Annotated in this window: 5 protein-coding genes and 1 pseudogene; 4 read left to right on the top strand and 2 right to left on the bottom strand. The window is 56.7% G+C overall.

Annotated features, from left to right (window positions below):
• Positions 1-417, top strand: a 417-nt coding sequence (locus NKI66_RS32455) for a response regulator (protein WP_352754064.1), incomplete at its 5' end; no start/stop codon positions are given.
• Positions 418-455: 38 nt separating this feature from the next.
• Here NKI66_RS32455 and NKI66_RS32450 read toward each other — a convergent pair.
• Positions 456-1,469: a GlxA family transcriptional regulator gene (locus NKI66_RS32450; protein ID WP_352754063.1), complete on the bottom strand. Its 1,014-nt coding sequence runs from the start codon at positions 1,467-1,469 to the stop codon at positions 456-458.
• A gap of 393 nt (positions 1,470-1,862) precedes the next feature.
• Between NKI66_RS32450 and NKI66_RS32445 the strand changes: the two are divergent.
• Both NKI66_RS32445 and NKI66_RS32440 read left to right on the top strand, forming a co-directional pair.
• Positions 1,863-2,617 (top strand): annotated as a pseudogene (locus NKI66_RS32445) (SDR family NAD(P)-dependent oxidoreductase).
• A gap of 422 nt (positions 2,618-3,039) precedes the next feature.
• On the top strand, positions 3,040-3,603 hold the full coding sequence (locus NKI66_RS32440; protein ID WP_352754062.1) for a DMT family transporter: 564 nt from the start codon (positions 3,040-3,042) through the stop codon (positions 3,601-3,603).
• Between the two features lie 161 nt (positions 3,604-3,764).
• On the opposite strand, the gene NKI66_RS32435 is transcribed toward NKI66_RS32440, so the two are convergent.
• Positions 3,765-5,747 (bottom strand): oxidoreductase, encoded by a 1,983-nt coding sequence (locus NKI66_RS32435; protein ID WP_352754061.1) that lies wholly within the window; start codon positions 5,745-5,747, stop codon positions 3,765-3,767.
• Positions 5,748-6,250: 503 nt separating this feature from the next.
• On the opposite strand from NKI66_RS32435, the gene NKI66_RS32430 reads away from it, so the two are divergent.
• Positions 6,251-6,873, top strand: a 623-nt coding sequence (locus tag NKI66_RS32430; RefSeq protein WP_352754060.1) for an SDR family NAD(P)-dependent oxidoreductase, incomplete at its 3' end; no start/stop codon positions are given.

The raw sequence follows: 6,873 nt of genomic DNA, 5'->3' as shown, positions 1-6,873 counted from the left end.
GGATCGTCAATGGCCACCCGAACAGCCAGATCGACGACCTGCTGCCCTGGGCCTACATCCCGGCTCCCGAACTCAGGGCCGTGGCCTGAGAACAGCGCTTACCTTGCTTTCGACCTACAGGACGCTTTTGTCGAAGCAGGCGCAAACGTCATTTACCCGGTCGACACGATCGAAGATACGCTCGACATGATCATGTCCTCCGTATCGATTGATGGCGCTGTCCTTGGCGTGAACTTACAAGGCGAGGCAACCTTTGCCGCGGCCGAACATCTGGTGCGACGCCAGATACCATTCGTATTTCTGGTTGGCCGCAATACTTCGGATATACCCGACCATTTCGGACATATTAATCGATGTGAAGAGCCGATTGTGCCGGCCGACCTGAGCAATATGATGGAGTCGCTGATACTATCTTAAGTGTCCGTTTCTGTCGCACTTAGGTCGTAAGGAGTTCGTCATACACGCGGCACTATTGAGACACTAGACCCGGTACTTCGGAAGGCGTTCGGCGTCACTCCTCGGTGATGCCTGAACAGGCGGACGAGGTGAGAGTCGTCTGAGAACCCCGTTTCCAGTGCGATATCGGCCAGGCTTTTGTGGGTCGTAAGAAGAAGGAGTTCAGCGTGATCTAGCCGTATTTGGCGAAGCGCTTGACTCGGTGTGATCCCCAAATCGTCAGTAAATTTGCGTTCCAGCTGCCGGCGGCTGAGACCTACATATTTGGATACAAGGTCGACCGTGAGCGCCGCATCGATATTCTGGTGCATGAACAACATCGCCTTGCGAAGAGTTGGAACTTTTGTCTCAATTTTCAGCGGAAAGCCCGGCTGTGCCTCCTCTGGCCCCGCCAGGTCTGCTATGTTCAGCATGCGTAAGCTTTTTCGCGCTGATGTTTCGCCGACATGGCGCTGTACGATCCAAGCGGCGAGATACGCTGAGCTGTTGCCCCCAGGACATGTCAGGCGATCGCGATCCACCACGAACATCTGGTCGGAGACGGGTGCCGGGCCTCCGCAATATTCAATAAAATCATGATGATGGAACCAGCTGACGCAACACTTGTATCCGTCCAGCAGGTTGAGCTTATAAAGTAGGAAAGACCCCGTACAAATGCCAATCATTGGTACCCCAAGCTGGGCTGCTTCACGCAGAAACTTCCGGTAGACGGGACTTACGTCCGAAGAATGGTCGATGAGACCTCCGACTACGGCGATATAATCGAACCGGCTTGGATCACCCAGTCGTTGGTCCGGCTGGATGTTGAGGCCGCAGCTCGAGCGAACCGGGTTCATCGTGTCGGACAGTATTCTCCAATCACAATTTTTCCGTTCGCTGCGGTCGCCTTCGTCACTCGAAAGCCTTAGCACATCGACGAAATTTGCCAGGGCACTAAGTGTGAAATGGGACGTGACAATGATGCCGACCGATAGCTTAACTCCGGGCACCTTGCGTGGTTCAGCTCCCATCATCGCTCTCGCTCTCCAAATCTAGAAGCTCGTTGCGACTGCCACCTGAGAGAACCGTCGGCATTCCATAAGGTTGGTGTTCGAGACGTGGCACTTCAAGCCTTCCAGGGCGGCATCTGGACCATTCTTCTGTGGCTTTACCGGTCAGCTCGCCATCAAATTAGCTCCCCCCATGAAATGGCCTGCTGAGGCCATTTGGATAGCCAACGACCTCTGACCGCTACCCCGGTCCTTGACCGAACCACAATCGCCTAAGATAGAGGAACGCCGGGCTGCCAGACCGCACAAGAACGACAGGTTCACCGAATCGTCGTCGCTTCCAGGCGCGACGCCACCGACTTGTTGTCTACGATTGATAGAATTGTAACCTGCAGTTACAAACATTGGTGCTTGGAAATGACCCCTGAGACGAAAACCGTCGTTGTGACTGGTGCTGCCGGCGGAATGGGCCAAGCCATCTGTAGGCGCTTCGTGGCCAACGGATATTTTGTGATCGCCGGTGACGCCAACGCGGACCGATTGATGGAGACAACCGATGAACTCAACCGGGCCGGGCGAAATGCGTTGGCCAAAGCAGGAGACCTCAGAAGCAAGGCATATTGCGAGGATCTGATTGATACCGCTGTCAGCCTCACCGGCCGGCTGGACACCCTAGTCAACAACGCCGGAATAATCACAAGGGGTACAGTCCTCGAAACGAGTGATGAGGATTGGGAAAGAACGTTTGATATCAATTTAAAAGCAGTTTTCTACACCTGCCGACGAGCGATAGCCTTCATGAAGGAGAATGGTGGTGGGTCGATCGTGAACATTGGGACATCAATCCAGGGCCTAGCCACGCAGCTTACTGCGCGAGTAAAGCCGCCGTAGCCACATTTTCAAAGTGCCTCGGTCGCGACCATGCCGCGACCGGAATAAGGGTCAATGCCGTGTGCCCCGGAGAGATCGATACACCTATGCTTCGCTCGGGGTTTATCCATCGCGGGTTCGACCCTGACACGGCAGTAGCCGAGCTAAGCAAGTCAAATCCTCTCGGCCGACTTGGCGCACCGGAGGATATTGCCGATGCGGTATATTTTTTGAGCTCGGACGCAGCCCGCTTTATCGCAGGGACCACACTCGAAGTCGCTGGCGCGAAAGCCGTCTATTAAGGGGTATTGTGGTTGATCAACTTGCACTCCAGCGTTCGGTAATCAGGGGCGACCGGGCAGAGGAAGAAACGACCGCAGCATGTTGCGCGGGTCAGGTGCGATTGGTTCTGCAGTCGTATTGAGAGGTCAGAGCCGCAAACAGCGCTTTCCAACGCTCTCGTTTCTCCTCCGTCCAAACGTAACTGGGTCGTGATGAAACCCCGGCATCGTTTGTACTGTGAATTGAGACCTCGGACTCGTGGCGATGTGGAGTTCCGGCTACATCGGAGCAAAGCTGGCTGCGGAGACCGAGTCGGTGTATCTGGTCCTCTTCTGGCGCTTTCTGTTGGTTTCGCTGCTGCTGATGGCGGCATCCCTCCGCCACATCCGCGCGGAAGGAGCGCGCTCCCTTTGGGTCAACGGGCTGCTGGGGTTTTTGCGGCATGTTTCTGCCGATCGGCTGTGCAATTGTCGCAGTCGATATGGCTATTGCTGCGGGTACTGTGTCGATCATCTACGCCCTCCAATCGCTCCTGACTGCTGTGGTAGCAGGTCCTTTTCTCGGGGAACGCGTCACCACCCGTGAATGGACCGGCCTTGCCGTCGCATTCGTCGGTGAGACGATCGCCGGCGACTATGGCGGGCTTTCCGCACCCGGGATTGCTTACTTATTGACCATGGTGGGCACTGTCGGGATGGTGGCCGCGACAGTGATCGCAAAGGCCTTGATGGATGAAACTCCAATCCTTCCCGCAATAGGCATTCAAAGCAGTTTTAGCGCGGCCTTGTTCCTGCCTTTTGCTCTCGCCGACGTGTTAAACGAGGGGCGGGCTTGCGCGATGATGGTCGGCCTCATTGACGTGCTTGGTCCCTCCGTATTCCGCCGGTCGATCAAGGACCGTCGACCGCGGCACAGAGTTCAAGACTGCCACTACCTTCAGTTCGGTCCATCTGCGTGGTTTCGAGGTGCAGTGCACCCGACGGTGACCAGTCATCGAACCAAATAATCCCGCCTCCGATCTGAACGTGTATAGATGCCGACGCAGGACAATCGATCTTCGCGAAAAGCATCAAATACAAGAAATCGTACACAGGGCACAGCCATCTCATCTGACGTCGCATAATTCTACAAATTGGCCTAAAAAATTTCGACATCTACACCACCCATTTAGAGCGCGAGTCCGACCCTGCGGCCCTCAAATATTGCGTATGGCGCTTGCCGTGGCGCCACGCCGTCGCCGATCTCATGGAAGGGTATCTCAATTGCTAGTAGCGCTTGCGCCAATGCGTCAGTAGCGACGTTGGTCGTAGCCGTTACGAGCGTGTCGGCACCAATCCGGATGCGGCTTCTATCCAGGTGAGACATCACAGTTGCGCCGTCACCGTGCCATTCAACAATGCTACTTTCCAGGACAAAGCGGACCCCAAGTCCGGCCAGGACCTTGCGTAAAGGCGCATCCGCAGCCATACGCTGCAATTCGCGGCCAACCATTGGATCGGGAGTTATGAGCGTAACGTCATGGCCGTCTTCAGCCAGCTTCCAGGCCGTACCGCAACCTCGCCAGCCGCCGCTTTCGTCAAGCAACAGAACCCGCTTACCCGACCGCACTTGCCGGGCCATGACCGCTTCAACAGACGACGTGTTGCCTCGCTCCCAGCCAGGCATGATGTCCCACTGTGGTAGGGCCTTTTGAAAGCCCGTCTCTGGTGGGAGCGAACCCGTGGCGATAATCACATGGTCGGCAGCCTCTGCGACCACGTCTTCGGCCTCCACATAGGTGTTTAGGCGGACATCGACACTCAGCTTCGTCAGCTGGCGTTCGTACCAATCGATGAGGTCGATGATCTGTGCTCTTCGCGGTTGCAGTCCAGCGAGGCGGAAATGACCCCCAAGGACATTTGAAGCCTCGGCGAGTGTAACAGCGTGCCCGCGTTCCGCTGCCACCCGCGCGGCCTCTAGGCCGGCGGGGCCGCCGCCCACCACAAGGACACGTGCGGGCGCATTGGCTTTGTCGAACCGATCACCACCCCATTCAAATTCTCGCCCAGCGGAGGGGTTAACAAGGCAGCTGATCCAGTAGTCTCGCGAGCGCCGGCCCCAGCACATTTGATTGCAGGAAAGGCACCCCCGCACATCTTCGGGCCTGCCTTCCGCAGTTTTGTTCACGAGGTGAGGGTCGGCTATCTGGCCGCGCACGATGGACACGAGATCTGCGGCCCCTGACGCGATCACCGACTCAGCATTTTCTGGCGTGCGGATATGACTTTCCGCGATAACCAGCGCGTACTTTACCCGCTCCTTGATGCTTCCCGCGAGACCGACGCCAAGCTTCTCCGGGTACAGAAAGGTTGGCATGACCTTGTAGAAGTCGAAATAGCTACCGGTGCCGCAGGTCACGTAGTCGACCAGCCCGTCCTCATCATGCAGAGCGATGATGTCGACCATATCCTGCCGAGCCAAAACGACGCTGGAATCCTGCTCGTCAGAAATTGAGAGTCCGACTATGAAATCCGGCCCACAAATATCCCGGATGCGTCGAAGGATCGTTCGTGACAGTCGCGTTCTATTTTCGAGGGAACCACCCCAGTGGTCTTCGCGACGATTTGACCATGGCGTCCAGAACTGATCGAGCAGGCTGTGATAGGCAGCCCAGACTTCTACCCCGTCAAAGCCGGCCTCGTGGCACCGACGTGCGGCGTTCGTGAAGCCGTTGATGGTCTCCTCGATCTCCGCATCCGACATGGCATGCGAACCGTCGCTGTCGTGATAGCTCGGAAATCCGGATGGTGACCAATGTGGGTGATACGAAAGATCGGAGTCGCCGTGGCTTCCCACGTGATAGATTTGCTGGATCGCCAGCGCCCCATGACGCTGGATCGCCTCTGTCACGCGCGCAAACGCCGGAATTACAGAATCGTCATTCGGCCGGAAATTGCCTCTAGTCAGGACCGTTGCCGCATGTACGGGCATTGGTTCGACAACAATCATTGCTGCGCCGCCCCGCGCCCGTTCCTCATAATAGCCTATATGGCGCACGCCGGGCAGACCGACCTCGGCCATATTGGCTGTGTGGGCGCCGAAGACGACGCGATTACGCAGGGACCTGTTGCGCAAAGCAATCGGGGAGAGAAATCTCAGGGGAGCTGCCATTACGCCCACTTTGCTGTTGGCAATAACGCGCTAGCAAGCGGGCGATGGCAAAACAACCGGACAAAAAGTTATGTGGCGCGCGACTAAATGTTATGCGACGGATGGCCAGCTGACAGCGTTCAAACGCGACAGCTGCTGCAGGGTTGGATTGAGGCCAAGCCAGGCCGACGGGCTTCCTTTGAAGGCCCTTGCACAGACGGATGGTGTGGAAGAATGGAGAGACGAAGCCATGCTGCTGTACGCGACGCAGAAGATCGCCCTTGGAGTATTCGAACGGCTCGACGATCTTATGATACTGGCACGAGGAGGCTTGGTAGCGCTCGTGCGACCGCCGCCCGGTAGTCGTGAGGAGCGCTGCGGCCGATGTTATACATGACCAATTCACCTGCCGTTAAAGCTTTAAGTGCTTACCCAGCGGCTCTGTCTCCAGTACCGGAGGGCGACCGGGTCACCTGTCTCAAGGACGACGGAGTTGTCGGATTCCGAACATTTGTGTCATCATCATGTACGGCTTTAGCAAACTGAGAGTTTTATCAGCAGAGCTATCCTGCTGTTTCGAAAAGATTTGTTCGTTTGGCACGGTACATGCTTGGCTGTTTGCAACGGTGCCAAGAGCGCGTGATGATGTTACTTGGGGGGCAAAAATGAATTTAGGGCTTGACGGCAAGGTGGCAATGGTCGCAGCCGCCTCCAGCGGCTTAGGTCTGGCCACAGCTGAGGAGTTAGCCAACGAAGGCTGCCGCCTGTCGATCTGTGGGCGGAATCCGGGGCGGCTAGAAAGAGCAGTGGATCGGTTGCGCAGCAAAGGCGCCGAAGTGCTGGCGCGCGCAACCGATGTCACTGACTGCGCGGATGCGGCAAGGTGGGTTGCAGAAACAGCAGAGCATTTTCGGTGTATAGACATCTTGGTAACGAATTGCGGTGGCGTTTCTGCCGGGCCACCATCGGCCATGACGCCGAAGGATTTCGACGATGCCTTTGACCGCGTGCTTTTACCTTCGATAAATCTAGTTACGGCTTCCTTGCCGTATCTGCGGCGCTCGCGGGCGGGGCGAATATTGATGCTCGCTTCCGAGACTATTGTAAAGACCCCGGTACATTTCGCGCTGTCGGGTGTCGCACGAGC

Origin of the sequence: Mesorhizobium sp. M0518 (assembly GCF_040321125.1) — a bacterium.
Taxonomy (GTDB): domain Bacteria; phylum Pseudomonadota; class Alphaproteobacteria; order Rhizobiales; family Rhizobiaceae; genus Mesorhizobium.
The sequence above is the reverse complement of the archived record's forward strand: the minus strand, read 5'-3'. Positions and strand labels throughout refer to the sequence as shown.

What these genes read in the sequence shown, in the direction of transcription:
- NKI66_RS32450 (WP_352754063.1), bottom strand. Translation starts at nt 1,469, where the DNA reads ATGATGGGAGCTGAACCACGCAAGGTGCCCGGAGTTAAGCTATCGGTC.
- NKI66_RS32440 (WP_352754062.1), top strand. Translation starts at nt 3,040, where the DNA reads ATGTTTCTGCCGATCGGCTGTGCAATTGTCGCAGTCGATATGGCTATT.
- NKI66_RS32435 (WP_352754061.1), bottom strand. Translation starts at nt 5,747, where the DNA reads ATGGCAGCTCCCCTGAGATTTCTCTCCCCGATTGCTTTGCGCAACAGG.